This window comes from Monashia sp. HAY1-5C (assembly GCF_056755255.1).
The window spans coordinates 1-265 of sequence record NZ_JBPGXG010000408.1; the positions used below are offsets into that span (position 1 = coordinate 1).

Consider the following 265-nt stretch of genomic DNA (forward strand, 5'->3'; position numbering starts at 1 on the left):
CCCCCCCCCCCCCCCCCCCCCCCCCCCCCCCCCCCCCCCCCCCCCTCCCCAAGCAAAAAACCGCATCCTAGATGTAGCTCCGTCTCGTGGGCTCGGAGATGTGTATAAGAGACAGGCCCTGACCGAGGCGATGATCGAGTGGTCCCGGCGTGCTCCCCCCGGCTCTCGGCGATCCACGTCGGGCGGTCCGGCCGCTCCTGCAGCCACGCGTCTGTCTCTTATACACATCTGACGCTGCCGACGACGGAGAGAGTGTAGATCTCGG

Annotated in this window: 1 protein-coding gene; it reads left to right on the forward strand. The window is 68.7% G+C overall.

All coding sequences use genetic code 11. The annotated features are described in order from the left end of the window. Positions 1-100 precede the first annotated feature (100 nt). The gene (locus ACR9ZK_RS22230) at positions 101-232 is read left to right on the forward strand and encodes a hypothetical protein (protein ID WP_481344111.1); all 132 of its coding nucleotides are present in this window, start codon (positions 101-103) and stop codon (positions 230-232) included. Positions 233-265 lie beyond the last annotated feature (33 nt).